Below are 25,700 nucleotides of genomic sequence, written 5' to 3' on the forward strand. Positions count from 1 at the left end.
TCGGGAATCATTCACTTCTCGGACAAGTCGACACTGATCTCGATGCCCTCGCGCACGCTCGCGCTGACAATGCAGAAGTCCTCGAATATACCCTTGCATCGTTCGAGCTTATCTTTGTCAACATCGTCCACATCTATCCTCATGGTGACCTTAATTCCAGAAACACGCCATCGGCCCTTCTCGTTCCGGGCGAGCGTGGTCTCCACGTCGGTCTCGAGGCCATTCGGCTTGGCCCTTGACTTCTCCAGGCTGAACAGGAGGCTTGAGCTCAGGCAGTGCCCAACGGCCGACGAGAGCATCATCCCGGCGCTCGGTCCCTTGGACTTCCCGATGGGTATGGGTTCATCCGTGTAGAGCTTGGCGCCGGGCAGTTCGTCGAAGGTGATGCTGAACTTGTAACCATCTTCACGCTTCATGTGCGTGTGTATCTTCTCGTTCATCCGTTCCTGCCTCTGGCTTTCAGAATACAGGTGCTGGGTTAAGACTTTTCGGCGTCATTCATGGAATCCGTCCTGCGGAGACACCCAATTCATTGGGGGAGGAAGCAGGTCGCCCGACCCTCCGCAACTTCTGATCCCTGATATACCTCGCTATCGCTTCCGCAGACACATGCCCCACCGTCCCAATGTAACAGCTCGGGCTCCATAGATGCCGCTGCCGGATCATTGTCTGCAGGATCGGATGCTCGTCGAACAACACCCTCGCGCTGATCCCTTTCAGAGCCTTCACGATTCCGACGGGAGATTCCGTCCGGTGCGCTCCGATGAAGAGATGCACATGGTCGGCCGCCCACTTCCAGGCAACCTATAAATATCGAACCCCCTCTTCCAACCGACACACGATCAGAATTGGTTCCAACTTGGAGGTCTGAATGAATGGATTGGGGTCTGAAGAACAGGATATCTCGAATCATAAAGCCCGACACCGGGCGCTCTGTAATGCTTGCCGTCGACCACGGATACTTCCTCGGCCCGACCAGCAGACTCGAGGTCCCAAGGAAGACGATTATGCCCTTGGCGCCCTACGCGGACGCGATCATGCTCACAAGGGGCGTGTTGCGGTCCTCCATCGATGCGACTATACTCAACTCCGTCGTGCTGAGAGTCTCTGGTGGGACTAGCATCGTCGGCGAGGATCTCTCCAACGAAGGCATCATCACTTCGGTAGAGGACGCATTGAGATTGAACGCGTCCGGTATCGCCCTGTCTATCTTCGTCGGGAGCAAGCACGAGCGGCAGACGCTCCTCGCGCTCTCCGAACTGGTGAACGAGGGACAGAAACATGGCATGCCAGTGCTCGCAGTGACAGCCGTCGGTAAGGAGCTGGGCAAAAGGGACTCAAGATACCTGGCTCTCGCAAGCAGAATCGCCGCCGAGATTGGCGCGCACATCGTCAAAACCTACTACTGCGACGATTTCGAGAAGGTGGTCGAGAGCTGTCCGGTTCCGATTGTCGTCGCGGGCGGACCGAAGCTTTCTGAGAAGGATGCGCTCGAACTGACATTCAAATCGATCAAGGCTGGGGCTGCGGGCGTCGACATGGGGAGGAACATCTGGCAATCGGACAACCCGATACCCATGATCAAGGCCGTGAGGAAGATAGTCCACGAGGACGCGACCGTCAAGGAAGCTTACGATATCTACAGGAAGCTCTCGAAACAGACGTGAGCCTGTCATGGTGAACAGGAGCCACGAACAGATGCGCGTTGCGATGTACTACAGGAACAGCGATGTCCGTCTCCAGGAGATGCCCAAGCCGGAGATCGACCGTTCGGAGATGCTCGTGAAGGTCATCGCCAGCGGGATATGCGGCAGCGATGTGATGGAGTGGTACAGGATCAAGCGCGCGCCCCTTGTGCTCGGGCACGAGATAGCAGGCGACATCGTCGAGGTCGGCAGGGACGTGGATCAATACAAGGTCGGCCAGCGCGTCTTTGTCTCTCATCATGTGCCCTGCATGAAGTGTAGGTACTGCCTCGCGGGCCACACATCCACATGCGACACCCTGAGGACGACCAACTTCTATCCTGGAGGGTTCGCCGAGTTCGTGCGCGTCCCTGAGATCAACCTGGAGCATGGAGTGTATGTCTTGCCAAAGGAACTCACATACGACGACGGCTCATTCATAGAACCGCTTGCATGCTGCGTGCGCGGGTTCAGGCAGAGCAGGTACGTCGCTGGCATGACTGTGCTAGTGCTGGGGAGCGGTATCGCGGGCCTGCTGAACGTCAAGCTGGCCAAAGCCTACGGAGCGGGCAGGGTGCTCGCGACGGACATATCCAAGTTCAGACTTGACACTGCGAAACGGTCCGGCGCAGATGCAGCGTTCGATGCGCGCGGTGATGTTCCGAAGTTGGTACGAGATGCGAACGCTGGGCGGCCCGCCGACTTCGTCATAGTCTGTGTAGGCTCCGTATCTGCTATCGACCAAGCGTTCAAGTCCGTAGACAGGGGTGGTACTGTCCTCATCTTCGCCCCTCCGATGCCGGGTACGCAGGTTCTTGTGCCATTCGGAGACCTGTGGAAGGACGAGATCACAATCACATTTACGTACGCCGGAGGTCCGAGGGACTTAGAGGAGGCGATCGAGCTCCTACGCACGAAGAAGGTCGTCGTGAGCGATATGATTACTCACCGGTTCGGACTTGCGGACGCCCAGAAGGGCTTCGAGCTGGTTGCCCGAGCGGGTGATTCGATGAAGGTCATCATCGATCCGCAGAAGTAGAAGGACGCAACCCGGGTCCAATGGACTCACACAACGAGTCCGATTCCGAAGACGGTCAATATGCCCAGCGTGTTCAGAACGAAGCATATCACAGCGAATGTCCTCTCCCTCATGGTCGTCAGACCCGCCAGCATCGCGACGCCGAACTCGTCGGGGAGCGGGGATGCGATCACTATTCCGGCGATGCCTGCAGAGATGTAGAACGACGCTTTCGGCGGTATCCTTCTCACGCGCAACACATGGAAATGGCCGAACATCTTTGAGTTCTTGAACCGCTCGATCTCGTCGTTGAATGTCATCCTGATGAATTTGAACAGGAGGTAGTCCGACGCGAGAGCACCCAGCCCTCCTATGACGGCCGCGATGAAGATGTTCACATCGTCGGCAATCGTGGCTAGAATCGCCACTCCGAAGGGAGCCCCAAACCCGAATGCGAACAACATCCCACCGAAGAGGGCGGACAGGTATCCAAGGTCTCCGAGCGAGTGGAAGAACGACTGCACGTCATCGTTGGTGAAGAGTCCACCTGCGAGGAACGAGGTGGAGGCCAGCAGAACCAGCTTCGGGTACTTGAGGAATACGAATAGATCCCAGAGGCCGTCGACTATCCTCTTCGACATCTTGTACTTCGGCATGCCCTTCCGGTCCATCTCAGTGACTGATAGCATTGCTTGTAGAATTCTTTTTTGCAGCCGCCCTTGTCATGCGAATCTCGTGACCGTCCAACTCTTCGTTGCAGAAGAGCGTCATGCCAGCCGTCGAAGGTTCGGAAGCCTTTTCTACCGGGCCTGAGATTCCGGTCCAGCGGAAAGGACTGCCCGAGGCTATGGCATTGTCTGTGTGGGTCAGTTTTCTCTGATACTGCCGAAAGTGGTGCTGGGCTTTTCCAAGTGGTCCTTCGAGAACACGCGAGGTAGTGCGATATGGTACCACACGCTAGTTACGAGAAGGAATATGTGTCTAAGACGAAGAAATCGCGAGCGCATTGGGAGAAGGTACGAAAGCTCATACCCTCAGGCGTTGAAAGCAACGTGCGGTTCTTCGAGCCATACCCATTCTACGTGAAGAGTGCCAAGGGCCCCTACATCTTCGACATCGACGGCAACAAGATCATCGACTTCGCGCTCGGCTACGGCCCTATGATACTCGGCCACAATAATCCTGCAGTCATCAAGGCCGTCAAGGCCCAGGCGGACAAGGGGACCATGTTCGGTGCTTCCGCCGAGATGGCCTACGATTACGTCAACATGGTCAAGAAGGCCATGCCATCGATAGAGATGTTCAGGTTCGCGAACTCCGGGACCGAGGCGACGATGCATCCGCTCAGGGTCGCGAGGGCCTATACTGGCAAGGAGAAGGTCGCCAAGGCCGAGGGCTCCTATCATGGGGGACACGACTATGTCCTGCAGTCCCTGGACATCCCTCCTGACAAGTTGAAGGACAAGAGATGCCAGCCAGCGGTTCCATTCGGCAAAGGCATCCCAAAGTGCATTTCAGACTTGCTCGTGATCTACCCGTTCAACGACTGGCCCGCCACCGAGGAAGTACTCACGAAGAACGCAGACGAACTCGCTGCGGTGATCATCGAGCCCGTCCAGGCCGGTGGCGGATGCTTCGCGCCGAGAGACAACTACCTGAAGAAGCTGAGGAAGCTCACCAAAGACCTCGGCATCGTGCTCATCTTCGACGAGGTGCTCACGGGATTCAGGGTGGCCTTTGGGGGCGCCCAGGAAAGGTATGATGTAAAGCCGGACATCACCTCGATCGCGAAGATCGCAGGCGGTGGATACCAGCTCGCAGGCTTCGGAGGGAAGAAGGAGATCATGGAGGAGATAATCCCAAAGGAGGGCGGAAACGTCTATCACGGCGGAACATACAATGCCCATCCAGTCTCCGTGACTGCAGGACTCACGACCCTGAAGATCCTCTCGAAGCCTGGGACATATGCGAGGATCGACAGGATCGGCGATTCGCTGTTCCACGGGCTCAGGGACTCGGCGGAGGACCGAGGAGTGGATGTCTGGGTAGAATCAGTCGGATCCCTCGGACAGATGTACTTCACGGACAAGGAGATACGCACATGGCGAGATGCCTTCGATGTCGACGGAGAGAAGTGGAGGCATTGGTTCATGCATTCCCTGGGCAAGGGCGTGTTCTTCGGAGTTCCCCACTCAGACGAGCACTTCTTCACCTCTCTGGTCCATTCGAAGGAGGACATCCAGACGTCCATCGAGATATCGGACCAGGCTTTCAAGGGAATTGCTGAAAGCTGATTGTCTCGTGAAACCCTTTCGCCAATTCATTTCTCGAGGGTTGACTGAGTTCCAGGAACAACCCTCAAAGCCAGGAAACGGCATAACCTTCGGCGAGCATGAGCGAGTCATCCGAGCCGAGAATCCACACGGAGGATATGATCGACGGCGCAAGCCTCCTTTCTGATGAAGACAGAGCAAAGATGCTCGCTAGGATCCATTCCCTGGTATACTGGGTCGGCATGTTGGTCCCTGAGCACATACTTGCAGGCGACTCCGAGATCGACCTTCGCGAAGTTGCGTACAACTTGACGACCAAGGAGAAGCTGACTCCTGAGGACATCGCGAAGGTCAATGAGCTCATCCACATGCTGAAGGCGAAGGAGCATTACCTCGAGAAGAAGCTGGCTCACGACCCCATGTCGCTGGAGACTGCGAAGGCGTTGCTCGAGGAGACGTGCGGCCTGCTCAGGGCGATTGACGAGCTCCGGTCCGTCGAATCCCTCGAGAAAGCGGAGTTCAGGAAGAGAGAGATCATGAGCAGGATCGAGGACGCCAAGCGATGGCAGAGGTTCCTAGAGGCGATCAAACCGCCGAAGTGAGTGCCCGAGACGGATTGTTCAGCCCTGGTACTTCTTCACGACCTCGTCTATCCTCATCTTCGTGTCCTTGTCGACTTGTTCAGGCACATGAGTTGCGAGTATCTGCTTGGCCTTCTTCCTCGCAGCGCGAACCATCTCTCTCTGGTCCTTGTCCAGCCCGTATGTCCGATACAACCGCGCTTTTTCCTGAGTCGGCATGAACAGCTCCTTTCTCATGTTCCTGGCAGTATGCGCCTCCTTCAGGAAATTGCCACCAGGCCCGACCGATCTGATGAGGTCCAATGCGAATCCCGAGTCGTCCAGCAAGACCTCCTTTCTCATCTCCCTGATCTGCTCCCAGATGTCGCAGTCGATCACTATCTGCTCGAGCGACGCGCCCTTGGCTTGGTCAAGGCCTCCGATTCCGGAGCCGAAGTCAGTCTGGGCCATCGTGGTCATGCTGGTGAACATAAGCTCTGCAGGGTCGAGGCATATGCCTGGTGCCTCCCCTCCAATGCCCACACCGAAACCGCCGACCATCGTCGATGCTCCGTAACGCTTTGCCATCTGAGCGACAGCAGCGGCGATGAGTATCTCCTCAAGGGAACCGTAGTGTATCTCCCCAGTCATCATGTTCGGTGAAGTCGATTCAGAGCTGTACACGACAGGCGCGCCCTTCTTCGTCATCTGGGAGATGGCGAAGCTGGCAAGGTTCTCCGCGTTGACTATCGCTATCGTCGATGCGAGTGTGACCGGCGATGTGAGTCCAGTAAGAGCCATAGACATCGAGACTACGGGTACGCCGGCTTTGGCGAACTCCACCACTGCCTCGACCGAACCCTTCTCGAATTCGAGCGGGCATATGGGGCACTGGATGACTGAGAACAGCGGTCGTTTGGCGAGAGCGTCCACGCCTCCAGCAATGGCTGCTGCAACCTCTATCTCCCCCTTCGCCTCCTCAGCGGACATCGCCTCTCCTTGCACGTGCTTGGTTGTATTCAAGAGCGAGATCGTCAGCTCGCTGAGCGCGTGAGTTTCACTAGGGGCGTCGTGGGCGGTCACGATCGGCCACACATAGTCAAGCGGGTCCATTGCATCGCATAGGACCATGAAATCTTTGAGGTCCTTGCCCAGTGTCGTGCGTTTCGCCCCCGAATCCAGCTCGGTCATGTATACTGCAGTACCGTTCGTCGCCATGTACGGAGGACCGTCTCTCGGGGCGACCATGTCCTGTCTCGGGTTCCTGGCGCAGAGCCTGATCTCCTTCGGCAATCTCCTGATTGTCTCCTTCACGAGGCTCTCGGGCAGGCTGGCCACCTGTCTCTTTCTGTCGATTCTCGCCCCGCCATCTTCGAGAATGTCCAGGGTTCTATCGCTCCTGACCATTATGCCAGGGTTTTCCAGGATCATCAGAGTCTTTTCGTGTACCAACTCGATTTCGTCTTTGGACAGAATGCTTATCTGGGCCACTGCCATTATTCCGCTCCGAGACCCGAGATTGAGAGTGAGGTAATTAATCCATTGGCCTCAGCCCGGATCGTACACACGGCTATGTCCGGAATGATATGGTTGGGCTCCTCAGACAAGGTGGACAGATGGCTTTCGAGTCACTCAAAGCTTCCCCAAGAGCGTTCAAGGTTCTGATAGCGAGCGCTCTCATAGAGAATGTGGCCTTCGGGCTCATTATACCCTACCTAGTCTTGTACATGGTCGACGACCTGGGAATCTCGAAACCGCTTGCAGGACTCGCGTTGGCCGGATACACATTGTCCGGAATACCAGGGACCATCCTGGGTGGCATGCTTGCGGACAAAATCGGGAGGCGATTCGTCCTTCTGGCGAGCCTGGGGTTGATGTCCATAACCATGCTCATGTACTTCTTCGCGGTCAACTTCGTGACGCTGTTCATCATAGTACTTGCGGATTCGTTCGTCGGCTCTCTCTACATGCCGGCCGCGAACGCGATGATAGCCGATGTCATTCAGCCAAGCGGTCGGCCAAAAGCGTACAGCACGATCAGGATCTCGTGGAACGTAGGTATGTTCATCGGACCTGCTATCGGCGTCTTCATTGTGGCTGCGTTCTCGATCAGAGAACTGTTCATATTCGGCGCGGCCATCCTCGCTGGCGCGTTCGTGATGAACTTGGTCTATGTTCCAGAAACCAAGCCGGAATCGGCGGTCGATCAGGAGGTCACGTTGATGAAGGTTTTCAGGGTCGGGAACAACCGCCCCTTCCTGATGCTCTGTTCGATGACCGCCTTGATGTGGTTCTCGTTCTCACAATGGATGTCCGTGCTGCAGATCTATGCGACCTCCGACCTGAACCTCAGCTATACCGTACCCGGACTGCTGTTTGCCGTGAATGCCGTCATGGTCGTCACGCTCCAGCTCTGGGTCACATCAAAAATGGTGATGTTCAGGAGCTCGCTAGTGCTCATGGTCGGTCAGCTCATCGTTGCCGGAGGGTTCTCGCTCATATTCTTCGCCAACGACCTGCCGTCCCTGGTCGCGTGCATCGTTATCATAACGATCGGCGAACTCGTCTACATGTCGATCGTCTCTGCGATAATCGCGGACATGTCTCCTGAGGCGGAACGAGGGCAATACATGGGTTTCTCGGGTTTCATTCAGAGTCTGGGCATGGGCCTAGGGTTCTTCGTCGGCATGTGGCTCCTGGACATCCTTCCTGAGACCAGGGTACTCTGGTTGATCTTTGGAGTCTTCGGCGCAGTCGCGAGTCTCGGATACCTAGTCCTCTCGAAGATGCTCGGACCCGAAAGGGACCGCCCGTCAAAGCAGCCGGAGATAATCCCAATGAAACCGCTGTCGCTCGAGAAATCGTAACGAGGAAAAGTGGTAAATGAAAATGGTTTGTCGGCCCATCCGTATCGGACGGGCAGGATGAACTGATCCGCCGGCTTAGAATCGCCTGCGGCCCTTGTTCATGTAGCTGGGTCTGTCCCCGCCGCTGCTATCCCGGTCTCCGCCTCTGTCGCCGTAGCCGCCGCGGCTTCCGCCTCTGCTGCCGCCACCGCCGTATCCGCCACGGCTTCCGCCTCTGCTGCCGCCACCGCCGCCGAAGCTCCTGCGCTCCTGTTCGTACTCCTTGTCGCTCATGTTCAAGGCCGTGCTCGCACCGTCAAGTGGCTTCTCGCTCTTCGCGAGCTGGCCGTACTTGCCGACGTTCAGGCGCATGTGGCCCCTGACCAGTGAGACATATCCGTTCTTGATCCCGAGCACGTCATCCTTGATGATGCTGCCGATCTGGTTGTCCCACAGTGACAGGATGATTGCTCCTGTCTCATCTGCGACTGTCGCCTCAGCGACCTTGCGCGAGTTCCCGAACTTGCCGGGGATGTCTTTCGCTTCGCTGACATCCAGGCACTTGGCCAGTACGTCAACCCTCTTCGACTGTGGCGTGAGGTCCTTTATCTTCGTCTCTACGCTTGCTTGCTGCTCTTCCGAGCTTTGTCCAACGCTCTCTTCCATGTCTATTCTTCCTTTTGTGTTGCGCACAATTGCATCCGGCTATCACGCGAGTCAAACTATCGGCTTCAAAACATCAGCGATGTTCGGCTTGTCGTATCACTCGGCACAACTAGTGCTGGGATAACCACTATCCTCGACACTATTAATAATCTTGCCCGCAACATCCGCCAGCTCGCCGGCCCTCTGCTGATTGGTATCTATCCAGCGCCCATCATTCCGCCCAAATTGCCGGGCCTGGAGCTAGCAAAGGATATATATGCACCTTTGCGTACGCCGTTACCTGTTTGAGGAGCACAGATCCGTTGAAATCCGCAAGGATTCTCCGCATGGAGGTCTGCTCCCCGCCGGGGCAGTGGGTTCATGGTGCTCGCGCTCGATATCCGGAAGGAACTGTGAGGGACCCGAGTTCCTGAAGGGGGATGCACATGGTTGACGCAGGTTTAGGCCAGCCTATTAATGCGAACTCGGCCACTCCTCCGCCACCGCCAACCGAATTCCACGCAAAGGAGGAACCTCTGCAGGGAGGGCTCGCGGGCGATATCACTAAGCTGGGGATCAAGGACCTTCGAGTAGTGTCCTCTCATGGCGAAAGGCTGCTCTATTCTCGGGATCAATCGGAGATTCCGCGTTTTCTCAAGGAAATCATGTTCGCCACGTCGCCCGAGGTCGTGGTCCAGCCAGAGACCCGCGAGGGCGTGGCATCGATCCTGAAGTTCGCCTCTTCGCGGGGTATCACGGTCATACCGCGCGGCTCGGGCTCATCCCCGTTCGGGGGCTCAGTGCCCGTTCGGGGAGGCATCGTCGTCGACGTATCCAGCATGGATGGGATACTCGGACTTGATTCGGAAATGAAGATCGCCAAGGTCCAGGCGGGTGTGAGATGGGCTGACCTCGACAACGAGCTCGAGAAGATCGGCCTCAGCCTGAACACCACACCCTCCAGCAAGTTCTCAACTGTCGCTGGCTGGGTCGCCACTGGTGGCATGGGCCTGAACAGCTTCTCGAAAGGACATCTGAGCAGCAGCGTGTTGTCCGTCGAGCTCGTCACTCCGGACGGAAGCATCAGGAACATCGCGAGCAGCGACCCGTTTTTCAAGAGCATCTTCGGGAGCGAGGGCCAGCTGGGCGTGATCACCGCCGTCACGCTGTCCGTCCGAATCAGGCCCATTATGTCGAAGCCGCACTTGTTGGTGTTCGATGACTCGAGGAGCGCGTTCGGTTTCGCGCGGACCCTCGCGGAGAGCTCGGCCCACCCGACCCACATCGTATACGAGAGTCCAGCGAAGTTCTCACTCACAAACCGTATGTTGGGCGAGAACCGCTTCAAGGTCGGCGACGCCATCATCGTGAACATCGAGGGGGACGAGGCGGAGAGGGAGTTCCAGTCCCTGTTGAAGAGCACGGGCCTCAAGGATGAGAAGGAATACCTGGCGCGGTACATGTGGAACGAGCGCTACTTCCCGATGAAGATTCGAAAATTCGGACCTGGGCTCCTGGGCTCCGAGGTCGTTGTTCCGCTCGACAAGCTCCCTGACGCGATATCCAAAGCCACTGAGGTGTGCTCCGAGCTCGGCCTCGAACCTCTCTTCGAGACACATTTTCTGAACGACGGCCGCGGGCTCCTGCTCTGCTACTATGTCACGGACCAGGGCAATACCATCGGCTACACACTGGACGCCATGAAATCGATGATACTCACGGGCGCACTTGTCGACCTAGGAGCGAAGCCATATTCGATCGGTGTGTGGAACCACGCGTTCTCAAACGCTGAGGACAAGGCTCGGGTCGAGCAACTGCGGAAGGCCAAAGCGGCCTTGGATCCGGACGGCGTGATGAATGCAGGGAAGTACTTCTCATTATCCGGAAGGTTCGGCGGCGCAGCTGGCTTAGCGTTCAGCCCGAGGCTCATGAGGCCCGCCTTGAAGGCCCTGCTCGTATTCTCTCCATTGACCTCACGTCTCATGCGGACGGCTTACAGGTTCGCTGACAAACGTCTCGTGCCAAAGGCGCGGTCGGAGCTGCAGCGGATAGCGGATGAGTGCGCGATGTGCGGGGCTTGCGTTACCGTGTGCCCCGCGTATCTGGTCGTTGGAGACGAGCGAGTTACCGCGAGGGGAAAGCTCCTCACAGTAAAAGCCATGGCCCGGGGTGCCAAGGTCTCCAAGGAGCACTCGGACAGGATATTCCTGTGCATGAGATGCAAGGCGTGCGAGCAGGTATGCCAATCCAAGCTCGAGCTGATCTCCGCATACGAAGCCCTGGAGAAGGAACTGGAAAAGCTGCACGGGAAGGATGCGAAGGAGATCGAGACATTCACGAGATACGCGGAGAGCACGCCCGAGTATGACGCGCTCGTCCAGCGTGGTCTCGTGCTCGGCGCTCCAAAGCACGGTATGGGAGGTGGACAGAGAGATGTTTGAGCGGTACCACATCCCCCTCAAGACGGTTCAGAGCAGAGCGGCTCCGGTCCCGAAGTTCGTGATAGTCCGGGCGGACAACTGCATGAACTGCGGAAAGTGCGAGAAGGCCTGCATATACGGCGTGCACAAGAGGAGCGAACAGGACCCGCGGAAGATGGCGGACCCGATCAACCAGCTATGCAAGAACTGTTTCAGATGCATCCAGGACTGCCCGCAGAGGTCGCTAGTCATGATGCCAGGACCCGAATTCAGGTCGCTCGGCCGCGGCACTTGGACTCCTCTGAGGATAACGACGATCTGGGGCGAGGCTGAGACCGGCAAGATCCCGGTGTTCGGTGCTGGATACCGCGGGATGTTCACGGGGCCTGGCTATGACGGCATGTGGACAGACATGTCCGAGATCGTGAGGCCTACGAGGGACGGCATCCATGGAAGAGAATTCATTTCCACCAGCGTAGACATCGGCAGGAAGCCCGCTTATCTCGATTTCGGAAAGGATGGGAGCGTCGAGACCAAGTTCCCACCCATCATCGAGTTGCCCATTCCTGTCGTTATGGATGTCACAAGGCTACGGACATCCAGTGAAGGGATGCTCACCGGCTTCGCGCAAGCGGCAGGGCACCTCGACACGCTGCTAATTGCGCCTCCAGGCTTGCTCCCATCCGGTGCTTCGGCTGAGCTCAACAGCCACTACGTCCCCGCCTATCCGGAAGGAACGGATGTCGACTCCATCGAGCTGCAGGATGGCGTTCGGATGGTCGAACTCCAGCTGGGACCTTCATGGAAGGATGATCTGAAGCAGTTCAGATATAGGTTCCCTGGGACAGTCCTCTCCTTCAGGCTCAACGCAGCCAAGGACTCCGAGAGCACGGTCCTCGACCTCGTCAAGTCGAAGGTGGAAGTTGTCCATGTCCTGTATGACGAAGAGAGCGTTGAGCTGGACTCGTTGGACGGACGCCACGCGAAAGAGAGCTTGAGGGCGATCCACAAAGCGATGGTTTCCAAGGCGGTGCGGGACCAGATCACCCTGATTGCAGGTGGCGGCATTGCGGCAGCGGAGCACGTGCCGAAGAGCATAATCTGCGGTGCGGACGTCGTGGCTCTCGAGAAGGCACTGGTCATCGCACTCGAGTGCAGAGACTGCTTCACATGCTCTAAGGGTTCTTGCCCGATCAATCTCCATAACGCTCCTGCGGATTGGGTCGGGGGACGCGTGACCAACATCGTCGGGGCGTGGAGGGACCAGCTCCTCGAAGTCTTGGGAGCGATGGGACTCAGAGAGGTTCGCAGGCTGAGAGGCGAACTCGGCAGGGCGATATTCTACGAGGATGTTGAGAGAGAGGCGTTCTCCGATGTCTTGGGAGGTTCGGGAGATGGCTGAAAAAGACAAGGCCTGTGACAAGGACCTTCCAGAGGCGGCCCTGGTCCCATCGGAGCAACTCAAGTTCATCAATAGATTCACGGTCACGAGAGCTGACGCGTGCATCTCGTGCGGCATGTGCGCCAGCCTGTGCCCTTACGGAGTGCACAAGCGCATCGAGGGACACGCGAGAATACTGCCTCCGGACGACAGGAGGTGCATCGGCCCATCCTGCGAAGTGAACTACTTCTTCTGCGTGGCCAACTGCCCCACGAATTCCCTATCAGTGGGGACCAGCGAGACCTTCATCAGTATGGGGGACCCGCGCTGGACTTCGGAGATGATCCTTGCCACCTGGGCTCAGTCCGAGACCGGCAGGCCCCTCCCGCTCGATCACCCGGGCAACATCGGGGCATCAGGAGGAGGATTCGACAGGCTCCACTTCAGATTGCCAGAGCCCAAGGCCAAGTTCGACCCCGACGAGATATGCACGGCCATAGACCTCAACAGGCGCGGTTCGGGCCCGATGATCAGGATCCCCATACCTATCTACGGCGGCGGCATGTCCTTCGGCTCCGTGAGCTTGTACACGATGCTCGCTCGCGCAAAGGCAGCGAAGAAGTGGAAGACGTTCACATGCACCGGCGAGGGTGGTTACCCCGAGGCCCTGGTGCCATACAAGGACAATGTCATAACTCAGGTAGCGACTGGCTTGTTCGGCGTCCGCGAAGAGACCATCCAAAGAACGAAGATAGTCGAGTTCAAGTACGCTCAGGGTGCCAAGCCGGGCCTGGGAGGCCACCTCCTCCACGACAAGAACACACCCGAGGTCGCGAGGATGAGGGAGGCGGTGCCATATACCAGTCTCTTCTCACCGTTCCCGTTCCACAGCGTCTACTCGGTGGAGGACCACAAGAAGCACCTCGACTGGGCGAGCGCAATCAACCCAACAGCGCTCATGTCTGTGAAGGTGTCCACGCCGAACGATGTCGAGATGGTTTCGGTCGGGAGCTACTATGCGGGAGCGCACATCGTGCATCTTGATGGCGGTTATGGTGGTACAGGAGCTGCTCCCGAGATCGCGAAGAAGAACATCGCGATGCCTATCGAGTACGCCATACCGAAGGTTCACAAGTTCCTATTGAACGAGGGCATCAGGGATCAAGTCACTCTTCTAGCCAGTGGCGGACTCAGGACCGCGATGGATGTCGCCAAGACCATTGCTCTAGGAGCTGACGGCGCGGTAACAGGAACGGCCGACCTCGTCGCCCTCGGCTGTGTGAGGTGTGGGAACTGCGAGAGCGGACGCGGCTGTCCAAGAGGCATCGCTACCACGGACCCGATCCTAGACAAACTCATCGATGCGGACTGGGGAGCCGAGAGGATCTCCAACCTGTACAATTCGTGGAGGCTCCAATGGTGCGACTTGCTCTCGAGGTTCGGCATGACCGACATCGCCGAGCTCCGGGGAAGAACCGACCTTCTGAGACATGCGGACAAGCCCGCAAAGGGAGGGGGCAAATGAGCGAGGATGCAAGATCGTTGCTCAGATCCAGGGAGTGGATGACCGCCTTCCGGCACGACGAGCCCGCCCGTGCTCAGGAGGCCGAAGGAGGCTGCGGAGTCGTGGGGATCGCGAGCTCGGTCCCTCTTGCGGGCAAGCACATACTCGGTCCGCTCATCCAGATGCACAACAGGGGGAACGGCAAGGGTGGGGGGATCGCAGCCGTGGGCCTCTCTCCCGATCAGATGAGCGTCTCGAAGCGGGTGCTGGAGGCGGACTACCTCATCCAGGTGGCCTATCTGAAACCGAAGGTTCGGGATATGCTCGAGGACGAGTTCATCAAGCCGAACTACAAGGTCGAGAAGAAGTACAAGGTCGAGCCGAGCACGGACAAGCGCGTCATCGCATCGTTGGAGATCACCCCGCCTGAGGTCTGGAGATATTTCTGCCGGGCCAAGAATGAGGCTCTGGACGAGTTCGTGAGGAAGAACAAGCTCGACAAGCTCGACCCGCGAAAGGCTGAAGATGAGTTCGTCTACCAGACCAGCTTCAAGATCAACCGGAAGTACTACGCGACATCGGACATGTCCGCATTCGTCATGTCCCACGGCAGGAACATGATCGTCATGAAGGTCGTAGGCTACGCTGAGGACGTGATCAGGTACTACAAGCTCGAGGACCTCAAGGCGTACGTCTGGATCGGCCATCAGAGGTACCCAACCAAGGGAAGGGTGTGGCACCCAGGTGGGGCGCACCCGTTCGTGGGTCTCGATGAGGCGCTCGTACACAACGGCGACTTCGCGAACTACCACTCAGTCTCCGAGTACCTCGCCCAGCGGAACGTGGTCCCGCTCTTTCTAACGGACACGGAAGTATCCGTGCTGCTCTTCGATGTGCTCAACAGAACCTACGGCTACCCGCTCGAGTACATTATCGAGGCGCTCGCGCCCACGACGGAGCGCGACTTCACGCTGCTCCCGGAGGAGAAACAGAAGATCTACAGAGCCATCCAGGCGACGCACATCCACGGCTCCCCGGACGGCCCATGGTTCTTCATCATAGGCAGGAACTGCTTCTACGACAACAAGTTCCAGCTGATGGGCATAACGGACACGTCCATGCTCAGACCTCAGGTGTTCGCGCTCGTGGACGGCGATGTCCAGCTCGGGCTGATCGCCTCGGAGAAGCAAGCCGTAGATTCAGCTCTGAAGAGCATCTCGGCCGAACTTCCGTCGGTGCCGGGATACGCGGACATGTATTGGAACGCGAGAGGCGGCAGCTACACGGACGGGGGCGCGTTCATATTCAGTCTGTTCCCTGAGAAGGGCGCCCCAGACGGGATGAGACTCATCTGCACGAACAAGTTCGGAACACCCGTCACGACACCTTCATCGGACTGGGACAAGAAAGAGGATATCTCGCTCTCAGAACCGTTGCCCAGCAGGCCAAAGACGAGCGCCATCGTCGAGGAGCTGTTCGAGAAGAAGAACCCGAGAGCCGGATTCAGGTTGCTGGTCGATAGCTTGGGGAGGCTCTCTGGGATGGAGCTGAACCAGATCCTCTCCTACCTCGCGCAGCAGGCCTCGAAGAACGACGCCAGGATGGATGAGTGCGTCGAGCTTCTCACCCTGATGGTCGACAGCAGATATTCGGCAGGCAAGTTCAGACGGAGCAGGATCAACAAGAAAGCGAACGAGGTTATCGTGAATATACTGAGGACGGCCAAGAGGGTCGAGAAGGGCGAGCATTCACTGTTCTCCCTTGTGGACCTGAAGAACAAGGACAAGCTGAGACCGCCTGATTCTCCATACGACAAGCTCGTGATCGACTGCGAGGATTTCCCGATGGAGGGCGAGAAAGGTGTCTCGTTCTTGATCAAGGCGGCCAAGGAGCTCGGCTGGAACAGGGTCATCATCATCGGCACTCATGGCCAGAGGTTCATAGGCGCAGGCCTCGGCTCGAGGTCGAGAGGTCTCAGGATAGATGTCTACGGGAGCCCAGGCGACTACCTTGGCTCGGGTCTTGACGGGGCAGAGGCGGTCGTGCACGCGAATGGCCAAGACCAGCTGGGGCAGATACTCAGCGATGGTAAACTCGTCGTGTACGGCGATGTCGGGCAGACGTTCCTGTACGGCGCGAAGGGTGGCGACGCCTATGTGCTCGGTAACGCTGCTGGCAGGCCTCTGATAAACGCTGTCGGAAGACCCAAAGTCGTAATCAACGGCACGTGTTTGGACTACCTCGCGGAATCGTTCATGGCGGGGAATCCGCTGTTCGGCGGCGGATTCGTAGTGCTCAACGGAATGTCCTTTGACGGGAAGGGCTGCCCGGTCAACCTGCCAGCGCCATATCCTGGAGGCAACCTGTTCTCGCTGGCTTCTGGAGGCGCGATCTACATCCGCGATCCTCATAAGCAGGTCGGTGAGGAACAGCTGAACGGAGGCAGGATATCGCGCGTGACTGAAGCGGACTGGAAACTCATCCTGCCGCACCTAAAGGAGAACGAACGCTTGTTCGGCATCCCTGTCGAGGACTTCCTCCTCAAGGTCGATGGTGTGTCGAAGCCCCCTGAAGAGGTCTACCGGAAGATCGAAGCTGTCCCGTTGGTCACCCTATCGGGCACAACCCAAATGCAGGACACGGGTTCGTGAGAAGGGCGTTCGGAAGACGAAGAATCGACTCGCTTTCAATCATCGACCGAGTTCTTCTGAAAACCTTCTAGGAATGACACTTCTTCGTACCCATCTATCGGAAAAAACCGCCCCAGATAACCGTGCTCCCGCCAAGCTTAAATATAAACGTTGGAATGCAGCGCCGACAGGCGTCACCGCCTCGTCCCAAGCCAATCGGCCGTTCTTTCTGGACCGACGGCGGGGAGTGTTTGAACATGTACGAGATAGTGAAGTCGGAGAAGCTCACACCGGATGTCATTAAACTGGAGATCCGAGCCCCGAACATCGCAAGGAAGGCCAAGGCCGGACAGTTCATTATGGTGACACCGACTGAGCACGGCGAGAGGATCCCCCTCACGATGGCGGATTTCTCTCCCGAGAATGGAACGGTCACAATCGCGGCCCTGGAGGTCGGGAAGACCACTAAGGAGCTCGGCAAGATGAAGGCCGGGGACAAGGTCTTCAGCCTCGTCGGCCCGCTTGGCCTGCCGACGCATCTGAATCAGTACGGCAACGTCGTCAGCATCGGCGGCGGCATCGGCCTGGCTCTCATGTACCCAGTCGTGCGCGCCTTCAAGCAGTCTGGAAACCACACGATCAACATCATCGGCGCTCGGAACGAGAAGTTGCTGATGTACGAGAAGGAGATCAACACCGTTAGCGACGAGTTCTTCGTGTGCACGGATGACGGGTCCAAGGGACACCACGGGTTCGTCAGCGACATCCTGAAGAAGTTGATCGCTGAGAACAAGAAGATCGATTTGGTCTATGCTGTCGGTCCGATCATTATGATGAAGGTCATCGCGAACATCACGAAGCCGTTCAACATCCCAACCGTCGTCAGCCTCAACCCGATCATGGTCGACGGCACAGGCATGTGCGGGTCTTGCAGAGTGATAATCGGAGGCGAGACAAAGTTCGGCTGTGTGGACGGACCTGAGTTCGACGGCCACAAGGTCGACTTCGATAACCTCACGGCAAGGAACAAGCGGTACATTCCGGAGGAGCAGATCTCCCTGAAGAGATTCCAGGAGGCGAAGTAGATGGCGGAGGAGGAGAAGAAGGCCCCGAAGAAGATCGTGCCCAAGAAGTACCCGATGCCAGAGCAGAAGCCCGAGGAGCGGGTCCACAACTTCAACGAGGTCCCGGTCGGTCAGGACGCGCAGACAGCGATTCTCGAAGCACAGAGGTGCCTCCAGTGCAAGCGCGGCCCCAACAGGAAGCTGTGCATGGACGGATGCCCGGTCGAGATCGACATCCCAGCCTTCATCAAGAAGACCCAGGAGGGGAACTTCGAGGAAGCGATCAAGATCATAAGAGAGAAGCAGAACCTGCCAGCCGTCTGCGGCAGGGTCTGCCCATACGAGAACCAGTGCGAGGGACTCTGCATTGTCGGGAAGAAGAACGAGCCTGTGGGCATTGGCAGGCTCGAGAGGTTCCTCGCGGACTGGGAGAGAAACGAGCAGAAGCACGGCAAGATAGAGTTGCCTGCTCCTACGGGGAAGAAGATCGCGGTCGTCGGTGGCGGTCCTGCCGGCCTGACGGTCGCGGGTGACCTCGCGAGAATCGGCCACAAGGTCACGATCTTCGAGGCGTTGCAGTACTGCGGCGGAGTGTTGATCTACGGCATCCCGGAGTTCAGGCTGCCCAAGGAGATCGTTCGCTCGGAGGTCGACTACATCCGAAGGAGCGGCGTGGAGATCCACAATGACTACGTGATCGGGAAGCTCGACACGGTCGATGATCTCCTCAAGGAGTACGATGTTGTGTTCGTCGGCACTGGTGCCGGCCTGCCCGACTGGACCAACCTGCCTGGAGAGAATCTCAACGGCATCCTGTCAGCGAACGAGTATCTCACAAGAGTCAACCTGATGAAGGGTTACAGGTTCCCCGAGTACGACACGCCGATACGCGTGGGCGAACGCGTGGTGACGATCGGTGGCGGAAACGTCGCGATGGACTGCGCAAGGACTTCCCTGAGGCTGGGCTGCAAGGAGTCGGTGATCCTCTACAGGAGGTCCGATGCCGAGCTGCCGGCCAGGCGCGAGGAGGTTCACCACGCGAAGGATGAAGGCGTAAGGTTCGAGCTGCTTGCAGCCCCGCTCGAGTTCATAGGCGATGACTGCGGGAACGTGAGACAGGTGAAGGCTATCAGGATGCAGCTGGGAGAGCCGGACGCGTCCGGAAGGAGACGGCCGATCAAGATCCCGGGCTCTGAGTTCCTGATCGATGCGCAGACCGTTCTGATCGCCATCGGCCAGAGCCCGAACCCGCTGGTGCCCATGACCACCCCCGACCTGAAGACCACGAAGGAGGGAACGATTGCAGTCGACTCCGAGGGCAGGACATCGAAGAAGGGAGTGTTCGCTGGCGGTGACATAGCGTCCGGAGCTGCGACCGTCATCCTCGCCATGGGCGACGGGAAGCGGGCTGCGAAGGCGATGCACAAGTATCTCACGGAGGACCCGTCTTGGCCCTCACCTGAGGTCTTCGAGAAGCTTTCCTGCGAGATGTAGGAGGTCTCGAGGAACCGCCGAAACCCCTTCCATTTCCTTGCTCAGGTCATTTCTTTTAAAAAGTGCTAAATCCATCTCAGCAAATTGATGCTTGAATGAATTCTGAGCAACAAGCCCAGCATCTCATGATTGCACTTTGAGAGGAAGCGTGACATGGAAAGTGCTCCCGGAACCCTTCCTGCTCTCGAACCACATCTCTCCGCCGTGCCTCCTTACTATCTCCCTGCTCGTGTACAGGCCTATCCCGATCCTGCCGTCCTCTCGTATCAGGCCGGCATCTGCCAGGAAGAACCTGTTGAACAGCTTGTCATGGTCCTCGTCGGCAATGCCTATGCCGTTGTCCCTGACCCAAAGGTGGACCTTGCCTCCCAGTATGTCCGCCCCGATCGTGATCTTCCCGCCTGGGTTCGTGTACTTGACCGCGTTGCCTACGAGGTTACTGATGACATCATGGATCCTCATCCTGTCGGCGTTCACTATGGGGAGGTCGTTCCCGAAGAGGATCGTCACCGTGTGGTTCTTTGACTTGATCTCACGGTCAAGGTCCTCGACGACCTCCCTGGTCACCATGGCGACATTCGCCGGCTCGAACTCCAATGCCAGGGTCTTCTTCTGGAGCCTCGACATCTCAAGCATCGTAGACACCAGCATGTTGATCCTGTTGACCTGTTCGAGGATGTTGCCGAACTTGTCCTTCATCTTCGGCGTGATATCGCCGTACATCCCGGCGGAGGCCATCTCGACGTATCCCAGTATCGTCGTGAGCGGCGTCCTCAGCTCGTGCGATATCGTGTCCACGAGGCTGTCCTTCATCTTGTCCAAGTCCTTCATGTCCTCATATGCCTTCTGGGTGGCCTCCAAATTCTGCGTCTGTTCCTCCCTCAGCCTCGCATTCTCAATAGCTATCGCTGCGTGCGCCGCGAAAGGTTCTGCGACCGCCCACTCGACGCTGGTGAACTTCTTGCTCTTGTCCCTGTAGAGCTCGAGCACGCCCTCCACTCCGTGCCTGCCCTTCAACGGTATGGCCATTATTGTCTGGCGTATCTCCAGGTCTTCGATGCCCGGGATGTTCTCTACCCGCTGGTCGTCTATTGAGTCCTCGACGATGTCCACCTTGCCCAACCTCGCTACCTCGCCGGCAAGGCCCGATATCGGCCCGATGTCGGCCATCACGTCCCCCGCGTAGGGGCCTGTGGCGTAGATCGGGATCAGGAGCCCTTTGTTCCAGTCGACCAGATATACGCTCACCTCATCGAACGGGACGAGATCGTTGAGTGTGTCTGCGATTTTCCTAAGAGTATCCTTCAAATCCGCCGTCTGCTGCAAGGACACCGCGGTGTCCAGTAGCGCCCTGAAAAGCTTCACCGTTCTATTCAGCTGTGCAACCAACTTGGCGTTGGCGACGGCTATCGAGACCAAGCTTGAGAACAACTCCAGGTTCTGCACCAGGTCCGGCGACGGCAGCTTGTGGTCTCTGGGGCCATCTGGTTCGAGGAGTCCGATCGCCTTTCCGTTCGCGTCCTCGAAGAGGACATAGAGCACGTCCAGCTCATGCCAATCGCCGTCGTGTGCACGTGGCAGTGCTGCCCGGTCAGCGTGCAGGACGCTGTAGTAACTTGCGCCGGTCTCGCCCGGTTTGGACTTGTAGAGGTAGGTGAACCTCCCGAGCTTCTGAGAAGCGGCAAGATTCTCGTTCAAGAAATCCTTGGAGATTGTGAATCCAGCAACCTTGTTCTCGATGTCGCTCGGGAACCCCTTGCTGACCTTCAAGACGAAGTTGTCTCTAGTCTCGTCGAGAAGGAACGCATCGCAGGCTTCGAATCCGAAATCGTCTGTGACGCTGTCTACTATCATCTTCAGAATCGCGTCGACGTCCTGGGAGCCTAGAATGTGAGTGGTTATTTCGAGGGTCTTGTCGCGTCTCCTTTCTTGCACGAACTGCATTCATGCGTCGGGGTGTATTTCTCACTTTTGCATGGACCGTCTCGGGAGAGTTGGGTCCTCCTGCGAACCCTTTTATTCCCCCCGCCCTCGGTCACCAATGGTTGTGCAAGAATATTGCACAACCATTATCAACCACATCCTGCATGCTAGCGGCAGATAGTATGCCTGTCAAATTCAATCAAGAGCTCTGCGACCTGAACCCCTACTGCCCCGTCGTGAGGGCCTGTCCCAAGGGCGCGCTGTTCGTTGACAAGAAGACCTTCAGACCGACCTTCAATGAAGACGAGTGCAGTGGGTGCGGAGTATGCGTATCGAGCTGTCCCAGAGGCGCTGTGTTCGAGGAGTAGCTAATCAGGTCTTTTTCCAGAAGAAGCCGCAGTAGCACTTGCCGTTCTTGTCGACATCGCCCGCCCTTGTGGGCTGGCAGGGGCACTGGTATTCGGGCACATGCAGCATGCGGCACGGGCAGTAGAAATCTCCGAACCTCTTGTTCTTGCCAATGAGCCCTTCAATGATGTCTTCTTTCATGTCGTTGAAGAAATACCCGCGCAGTCTGGCGTACTCCTCCGCTCTCTCCCGGATCTCCTTCTCCGAACCCTTCTCGGGCCTCTCGCTGGTCCAGCCCTCACGTGACTTGACAAGCCTGAGTTTCTGCCCGCATACAGGGCATATGACAATGCTCCCCGTCTTCCAGCCGTCGACGAACTTGAACTTCGCCTGGCAGACGGGGCAGTATATCCTTTCTGGCTTCTGGTCGCTCATAGCTTCAGGACCTTCTTCAGCTTCGACTCATCGTGTCCCACGATGATCTCCTTGCCGACTACCACGACGGGAAACGACCTCCTGCCTGTGAGCTTCTCGATCTCTTCGAGTACCTCGTCCTGCTTTGCGTCATCCAGGAGATCGACCTCGATGCATTCGTACGCGATCTTGTGATCGTCCAGGAACCGTCTCGTGCGTTTGCAGTACGGGCACGTGCTCAATGCATAGACCTTCGGTTTCTCAGCCATTGTAATCACTCTCTTCAACAGGACAGCTTCTCGTCTTCTGCCTGAAGATGAAATCAGTAGGATAATAGGTTTTTCCAGAACAATAGCAGACCAGGGAGCCTCAGCCAGTCGCCTTTTCGAGGATCTTCCTGCAAATGGCCAGCTGCTTCGACACCAGGGCATGCATATCGTCGTCCCTGAAACGGACCTTCACGTTCTCGTGCAGGTAGTCAGAGCTGCCCTTGCCGCCCCATTCGCCGAAGATGAGGGTCTCCTCGTTGTCGAGGGAGACCAGGCCGAGCGTGAGCGCGAGGTCGTACAACAGGTTGGACAGGTTCCATGGATCTATCCGCGCGTGTTCAGGGACCGCGAACGGCAGCTCTAGCTGCAAGGTCATCAGCTCGCTGGTCCGAGCATGGTTGATCATGTCCTCATCCGCCGTGAGCAGAAAGACGTCGTAGTCCCCTTGGCGAGCCCATTGCTTGTACGACTGGGCGATGGCGATGTCGTTCTCCTCCCTGCCCCTGACCTGTGTGCCCTTGATCCTCAGAGCCCTTAGCTCGCTCAGCAGATAGGTCATCTCGTTGAAGGCGAGCTTGGCGATCCTCTCTCGCCTCCCGCTGCCGTTGGAGAACTCTCTCAGGAGCTCGGCGTGTCCCATCACCGCCGCCAGGCCCTGGATCTCCTCCCTTGAGTACTTGTGGGTTATCCTAGAATCGATCTCCATCTGTACGATCTCGCTGACCACATATCTGAAGTCGTGAGCATCGACGGTCTCCCCTGTCGATTGATTGGTCATCGGGAGATGCCTTGACAGGAACCTATCGTAGAGTATGTTCGTGTCCACCGCTACGAACACAGGCCTCGGTCTCTTGTTCGGGTCTCTAGCCTCCTCCCGTAGCTCGAGAAGCCTCTTGGTGATCTCGGGTTCGTTCCTGTAGTTCAGGAACCCGCAACTGAGCAGACAGTTGCGCAGGTCGTTGAAGCTCGGCAGCTCGTCAGCGCTCACCGACCTGTCGAGAGGTTTCTTCGTGGTCCTGGCCCAATCGAATGCGTCCGGTCGGACTATCTTTGTCAGCTCGGGCTTCTCCATGTCGAGCGTGAACAGCTCGATCTCGTAGAAAGGATAAGAGACATGGATGTACCTTGATTCGCTCCGATAGATGGCGTTAGTGAGGACCTGGAGCTCGTTTCTCGATATCACGAGCTCATTCACTTCCACACCTCCTCTTTGAGGTCGACGAAGTGCTGGAGATGGAAGGGTATCATCGGGTATGGGTTGGCCGCGTTGCGCATGTCCTCGAGGAAAAGGTAGAAGACATGGTCGACCTGCTTCTGCCACGCGGAGAGCAGGGCGGAGGATATGATGGCCTTCCGGCCCGGCGTGATATCGATGGCGACTTCGTTCCCGGCGGTCCTCTCCTCGTCCATTACTCCTGTGATCTTCTTTCCAGAGGATGCGAAATCGCCCTCATCAATCTCTTTCAGAATGGGTTCAACCCTCTTCCCGTAGGAGTCAGTGAGCGTCGTTATCCAGTTGGCCAGCGTTCTAGCGTCTCCTTCCCGGCCGCGAGTGACGAACAGGTAGATTCTGTCGGGGGCGTAACCTTTGCAGCAGATAGCCGCCCAGAGGCTGTTCAGAACGGGCCATCTGCTGATGCCCGTCATCGTGATGTATACTTTCTGAGCCATTCCAGCGAGTGTAACGGCTAGCTCGATGATATAACCCTCGCGAATTGTTCTGGCTTCTCTTGTGTATTTGTCGAGCTCGAGGATCCGCCATTCAAAGTGATGACAAGCTCGGTTTCCGGTGGAACTGCGCAAGGGTGAATTCGGGAAAAAGGAGGTAAACGCATCCTCATTGTCCCGGCACTGGCGGACCGATTTCCATGATGCATCAAAGCAAGTCGTCCGTATTCCGTCTTCGATTTGTCACCCAGTAGCTAGACTTGACGGTACTAGATTCTTTGATAGCATGTTACAAATACCACCATGTTGTTTCGTGACACGGGGGTAAAAGCTTGAAAAAGATTTGGATAGTTGTAGCGGGAGTGCTAGCTTTGGGAACGGCTGCTGCGTTGGCAGTCTTGGGTGTGGCACCAAATGGCGGACACGCATGGCTCCAACCGATACAGCATGTAGTAAGCTCGACTGTGGACGGCATCATCCGTCAGAACGGCGGACATGCCTGGCTGTAAGCACTTCGAAGCGCCTGATCCGGACGATGTTTGGGAAACGTCGTCCACCTAAACCCTAGCAAACTCATTGAACGCGAACCATAGATAGCTGGAGTCATCGTACTAGATAGCTGCGAGCCTAGCATCAACTTCTCGGGAACGTTCGGGATTCCCGATGTTCATGTACACTGAAGAGGACTTCTTCAGTAGTTTCTTGGCAAGCCTTGGATTGGTGAGAGTGCTGATCAAGCCCATTCCGTACTCGTAGCAGCACGCGGCAAACGTATCATCAACTCCTGAGGCTTTCGCCGCTCTGACGCTCTTCTCGAACCAATCAAATGCTGTCTGGAGGTTCTTGTTTCGCAGCTCAATGGTGCCATAGTTGCGATACGCCAATGCAAGCATGTTCAGATTGTGCGGTTCCTTGAATATCCCCACCGCCTCATCGGTCAAAGTCAAGGATCTACCGGTATCACCCATTCTGGCGCGGCAGTAGCCTGCATCCACTAGCGCAATTCCCAGGACTTCTCTGCTTCCCATCGCCCTTGAGTTTTCGATAGTCCTCTCGAAGAGCTCGTCTGCCTCCTGGAACCTCTCTCTAGATATGTACAAGACTCCGAGGTTTATCGCGATTCTTGATGCGCTAGACATGTCGCCGGCTTGGAGGAAGTACTCGAAGGCGCCCTTGCTTGCCTTCTCGGAATCCTCGAACTTCCCTTCAAGGTCGAATATTATTGCCAGATTCGCTTCCGCCTTGGCGGCCAAGGCCGTATCATTGATAGCCCTCGCCATCGAAAGGCTGCTCTCGAAGCATCGAATTGCAGATGAATGGTCTCCCTTGCTGCCGTATATTACTCCCATCGCCTTGTTGATTGTGGCAACGCCCGTTCGGTCTCCCAGTTCCATATACTTCTCAATAGCATCTAGATAGGACTCGAGCGCCTCGTCCCATTTGTTTTGCGAGACCTCCACCTGACCTTGACGGAACAATGAGAACGCTAGGGATTCCGTGTCCTTTGACTTCCAAGCCAGCTTCCTGAGTTCGAAGCAGTTGACAAGCGCGGAGTCCC

At 57.1% G+C, this 25,700-nt stretch carries 23 protein-coding genes; 12 read left to right on the top strand and 11 right to left on the bottom strand.

What is annotated here, in order from left to right; all coding sequences use genetic code 11:
- Window positions 1–11: 11 nt before the first annotated feature.
- Complete coding sequence (locus KJ653_01730) at window positions 12–440, bottom strand: OsmC family protein (protein ID MBU0684556.1); 429 nt, start codon at window positions 438–440, stop codon at window positions 12–14.
- A 58-nt stretch (window positions 441–498) separates the two neighbouring features.
- A complete protein-coding gene (gene tnpA / locus KJ653_01735) occupies window positions 499–777 on the bottom strand; it encodes an IS200/IS605 family transposase (protein ID MBU0684557.1) in 279 nt (92 codons plus the stop codon).
- A 98-nt stretch (window positions 778–875) separates the two neighbouring features.
- Here tnpA and lsrF point away from each other — a divergent pair, with 98 nt between their 5' ends.
- Window positions 876–1,667: a 3-hydroxy-5-phosphonooxypentane-2,4-dione thiolase gene (gene lsrF / locus KJ653_01740; protein MBU0684558.1), complete on the top strand. Its 792-nt coding sequence runs from the start codon at window positions 876–878 to the stop codon at window positions 1,665–1,667.
- 31 nt (window positions 1,668–1,698) lie between these two features.
- The gene (locus tag KJ653_01745; protein MBU0684559.1) at window positions 1,699–2,724 is read left to right on the top strand and encodes an alcohol dehydrogenase catalytic domain-containing protein; all 1,026 of its coding nucleotides are present in this window, start codon (window positions 1,699–1,701) and stop codon (window positions 2,722–2,724) included.
- Between the two features lie 26 nt (window positions 2,725–2,750).
- Here KJ653_01745 and KJ653_01750 read toward each other — a convergent pair whose 3' ends face one another.
- Window positions 2,751–3,374: a hypothetical protein gene (locus KJ653_01750; protein MBU0684560.1), complete on the bottom strand. Its 624-nt coding sequence runs from the start codon at window positions 3,372–3,374 to the stop codon at window positions 2,751–2,753.
- A 273-nt stretch (window positions 3,375–3,647) separates the two neighbouring features.
- Between KJ653_01750 and KJ653_01755 the strand changes: the two genes are divergently transcribed.
- Together KJ653_01755 and KJ653_01760 are read left to right on the top strand one after the other, a co-directional pair.
- On the top strand, window positions 3,648–4,997 hold the full coding sequence (locus KJ653_01755; protein MBU0684561.1) for a glutamate-1-semialdehyde 2,1-aminomutase: 1,350 nt from the start codon (window positions 3,648–3,650) through the stop codon (window positions 4,995–4,997).
- A gap of 98 nt (window positions 4,998–5,095) precedes the next feature.
- Window positions 5,096–5,578, top strand: coding sequence for a hypothetical protein (locus tag KJ653_01760; GenBank protein ID MBU0684562.1), 483 nt, complete (start codon window positions 5,096–5,098; stop codon window positions 5,576–5,578).
- Between the two features lie 18 nt (window positions 5,579–5,596).
- Here the strand turns inward: KJ653_01760 and KJ653_01765 are convergent, their stop codons facing one another.
- The gene (locus tag KJ653_01765; protein MBU0684563.1) at window positions 5,597–7,033 is read right to left on the bottom strand and encodes a trimethylamine methyltransferase family protein; all 1,437 of its coding nucleotides are present in this window, start codon (window positions 7,031–7,033) and stop codon (window positions 5,597–5,599) included.
- A 119-nt stretch (window positions 7,034–7,152) separates the two neighbouring features.
- Here KJ653_01765 and KJ653_01770 point away from each other — a divergent pair, with 119 nt between their 5' ends.
- Window positions 7,153–8,403: an MFS transporter gene (locus KJ653_01770; GenBank protein ID MBU0684564.1), complete on the top strand. Its 1,251-nt coding sequence runs from the start codon at window positions 7,153–7,155 to the stop codon at window positions 8,401–8,403.
- 75 nt (window positions 8,404–8,478) lie between these two features.
- Here KJ653_01770 and KJ653_01775 read toward each other — a convergent pair whose 3' ends face one another.
- Window positions 8,479–9,048 carry a single-stranded DNA-binding protein gene (locus KJ653_01775; protein MBU0684565.1) on the bottom strand — a complete coding sequence of 190 codons (570 nt, stop codon included), beginning with the start codon at window positions 9,046–9,048 and terminating at the stop codon, window positions 8,479–8,481.
- A 425-nt stretch (window positions 9,049–9,473) separates the two neighbouring features.
- Between KJ653_01775 and KJ653_01780 the strand changes: the two genes are divergently transcribed.
- The 6 genes from KJ653_01780 to gltA all read left to right on the top strand — a co-directional run bounded on the left by KJ653_01780 (window position 9,474) and on the right by gltA (window position 19,520).
- Complete coding sequence (locus tag KJ653_01780) at window positions 9,474–11,468, top strand: FAD-binding protein (protein MBU0684566.1); 1,995 nt, start codon at window positions 9,474–9,476, stop codon at window positions 11,466–11,468.
- On the top strand, window positions 11,461–12,849 hold the full coding sequence (locus KJ653_01785; protein ID MBU0684567.1) for a hypothetical protein: 1,389 nt from the start codon (window positions 11,461–11,463) through the stop codon (window positions 12,847–12,849). Before KJ653_01780 ends, KJ653_01785 begins: the two co-directional genes overlap by 8 nt.
- Window positions 12,842–14,353: an FMN-binding glutamate synthase family protein gene (locus KJ653_01790; GenBank protein MBU0684568.1), complete on the top strand. Its 1,512-nt coding sequence runs from the start codon at window positions 12,842–12,844 to the stop codon at window positions 14,351–14,353. Before KJ653_01785 ends, KJ653_01790 begins: the two co-directional genes overlap by 8 nt.
- Window positions 14,350–16,983, top strand: a complete 2,634-nt coding sequence (locus KJ653_01795) for a glutamate synthase (protein MBU0684569.1) — start codon at window positions 14,350–14,352, stop codon at window positions 16,981–16,983. The genes KJ653_01790 and KJ653_01795 overlap by 4 nt, the downstream gene beginning before the upstream one ends.
- A 236-nt stretch (window positions 16,984–17,219) precedes the next feature.
- Window positions 17,220–18,047, top strand: a complete 828-nt coding sequence (locus tag KJ653_01800) for a sulfide/dihydroorotate dehydrogenase-like FAD/NAD-binding protein (GenBank protein MBU0684570.1) — start codon at window positions 17,220–17,222, stop codon at window positions 18,045–18,047.
- A complete protein-coding gene (gene gltA / locus KJ653_01805) occupies window positions 18,048–19,520 on the top strand; it encodes an NADPH-dependent glutamate synthase (protein MBU0684571.1) in 1,473 nt (490 codons plus the stop codon).
- Window positions 19,521–19,643: 123 nt separating this feature from the next.
- Here gltA and KJ653_01810 read toward each other — a convergent pair whose 3' ends face one another.
- Complete coding sequence (locus KJ653_01810) at window positions 19,644–21,455, bottom strand: GAF domain-containing sensor histidine kinase (GenBank protein MBU0684572.1); 1,812 nt, start codon at window positions 21,453–21,455, stop codon at window positions 19,644–19,646.
- 170 nt (window positions 21,456–21,625) lie between these two features.
- Here KJ653_01810 and KJ653_01815 point away from each other — a divergent pair, with 170 nt between their 5' ends.
- A complete protein-coding gene (locus KJ653_01815; GenBank protein MBU0684573.1) occupies window positions 21,626–21,811 on the top strand; it encodes a 4Fe-4S binding protein in 186 nt (61 codons plus the stop codon).
- A gap of 4 nt (window positions 21,812–21,815) precedes the next feature.
- Here KJ653_01815 and KJ653_01820 read toward each other — a convergent pair whose 3' ends face one another.
- From KJ653_01820 to KJ653_01840, 5 genes are all read right to left on the bottom strand, one after another.
- Window positions 21,816–22,226, bottom strand: coding sequence for a hypothetical protein (locus KJ653_01820; GenBank protein ID MBU0684574.1), 411 nt, complete (start codon window positions 22,224–22,226; stop codon window positions 21,816–21,818).
- Complete coding sequence (locus tag KJ653_01825; protein ID MBU0684575.1) at window positions 22,223–22,474, bottom strand: glutaredoxin family protein; 252 nt, start codon at window positions 22,472–22,474, stop codon at window positions 22,223–22,225. The genes KJ653_01820 and KJ653_01825 overlap by 4 nt, the downstream gene beginning before the upstream one ends.
- A 100-nt stretch (window positions 22,475–22,574) precedes the next feature.
- Window positions 22,575–23,669, bottom strand: a complete 1,095-nt coding sequence (locus KJ653_01830) for a hypothetical protein (protein MBU0684576.1) — start codon at window positions 23,667–23,669, stop codon at window positions 22,575–22,577.
- Window positions 23,666–24,145: a hypothetical protein gene (locus KJ653_01835; GenBank protein MBU0684577.1), complete on the bottom strand. Its 480-nt coding sequence runs from the start codon at window positions 24,143–24,145 to the stop codon at window positions 23,666–23,668. Before KJ653_01835 ends, KJ653_01830 begins: the two co-directional genes overlap by 4 nt.
- 608 nt (window positions 24,146–24,753) lie before the next feature.
- Window positions 24,754–25,700: tetratricopeptide repeat protein (locus KJ653_01840; protein MBU0684578.1), on the bottom strand; the 947-nt coding region annotated here is incomplete at its 5' end.

The sequence above is a fragment of the Candidatus Thermoplasmatota archaeon genome, assembly GCA_018814355.1.
In the GTDB taxonomy this organism is placed as follows: Archaea; Thermoplasmatota; Thermoplasmata; order UBA10834; family UBA10834; genus COMBO-56-21.

Excerpts from the sequence above, each read along its gene's own strand:
- KJ653_01730 (MBU0684556.1), bottom strand. The coding sequence starts at position 440 with ATGAACGAGAAGATACACACGCACATGAAGCGTGAAGATGGTTACAAG.
- lsrF (MBU0684558.1), top strand. The coding sequence starts at position 876 with ATGGATTGGGGTCTGAAGAACAGGATATCTCGAATCATAAAGCCCGAC.
- KJ653_01745 (MBU0684559.1), top strand. The coding sequence starts at position 1,699 with ATGCGCGTTGCGATGTACTACAGGAACAGCGATGTCCGTCTCCAGGAG.
- KJ653_01750 (MBU0684560.1), bottom strand. The coding sequence starts at position 3,374 with ATGGACCGGAAGGGCATGCCGAAGTACAAGATGTCGAAGAGGATAGTC.
- KJ653_01755 (MBU0684561.1), top strand. The coding sequence starts at position 3,648 with ATGGTACCACACGCTAGTTACGAGAAGGAATATGTGTCTAAGACGAAG.
- KJ653_01760 (MBU0684562.1), top strand. The coding sequence starts at position 5,096 with ATGAGCGAGTCATCCGAGCCGAGAATCCACACGGAGGATATGATCGAC.
- KJ653_01765 (MBU0684563.1), bottom strand. The coding sequence starts at position 7,033 with ATGGCAGTGGCCCAGATAAGCATTCTGTCCAAAGACGAAATCGAGTTG.
- KJ653_01770 (MBU0684564.1), top strand. The coding sequence starts at position 7,153 with ATGGCTTTCGAGTCACTCAAAGCTTCCCCAAGAGCGTTCAAGGTTCTG.
- KJ653_01775 (MBU0684565.1), bottom strand. The coding sequence starts at position 9,048 with ATGGAAGAGAGCGTTGGACAAAGCTCGGAAGAGCAGCAAGCAAGCGTA.
- KJ653_01780 (MBU0684566.1), top strand. The coding sequence starts at position 9,474 with ATGGTTGACGCAGGTTTAGGCCAGCCTATTAATGCGAACTCGGCCACT.
- KJ653_01785 (MBU0684567.1), top strand. The coding sequence starts at position 11,461 with ATGTTTGAGCGGTACCACATCCCCCTCAAGACGGTTCAGAGCAGAGCG.
- KJ653_01790 (MBU0684568.1), top strand. The coding sequence starts at position 12,842 with ATGGCTGAAAAAGACAAGGCCTGTGACAAGGACCTTCCAGAGGCGGCC.
- KJ653_01795 (MBU0684569.1), top strand. The coding sequence starts at position 14,350 with ATGAGCGAGGATGCAAGATCGTTGCTCAGATCCAGGGAGTGGATGACC.
- KJ653_01800 (MBU0684570.1), top strand. The coding sequence starts at position 17,220 with ATGTACGAGATAGTGAAGTCGGAGAAGCTCACACCGGATGTCATTAAA.
- gltA (MBU0684571.1), top strand. The coding sequence starts at position 18,048 with ATGGCGGAGGAGGAGAAGAAGGCCCCGAAGAAGATCGTGCCCAAGAAG.
- KJ653_01815 (MBU0684573.1), top strand. The coding sequence starts at position 21,626 with ATGCCTGTCAAATTCAATCAAGAGCTCTGCGACCTGAACCCCTACTGC.
- KJ653_01820 (MBU0684574.1), bottom strand. The coding sequence starts at position 22,226 with ATGAGCGACCAGAAGCCAGAAAGGATATACTGCCCCGTCTGCCAGGCG.
- KJ653_01825 (MBU0684575.1), bottom strand. The coding sequence starts at position 22,474 with ATGGCTGAGAAACCGAAGGTCTATGCATTGAGCACGTGCCCGTACTGC.
- KJ653_01835 (MBU0684577.1), bottom strand. The coding sequence starts at position 24,145 with ATGGCTCAGAAAGTATACATCACGATGACGGGCATCAGCAGATGGCCC.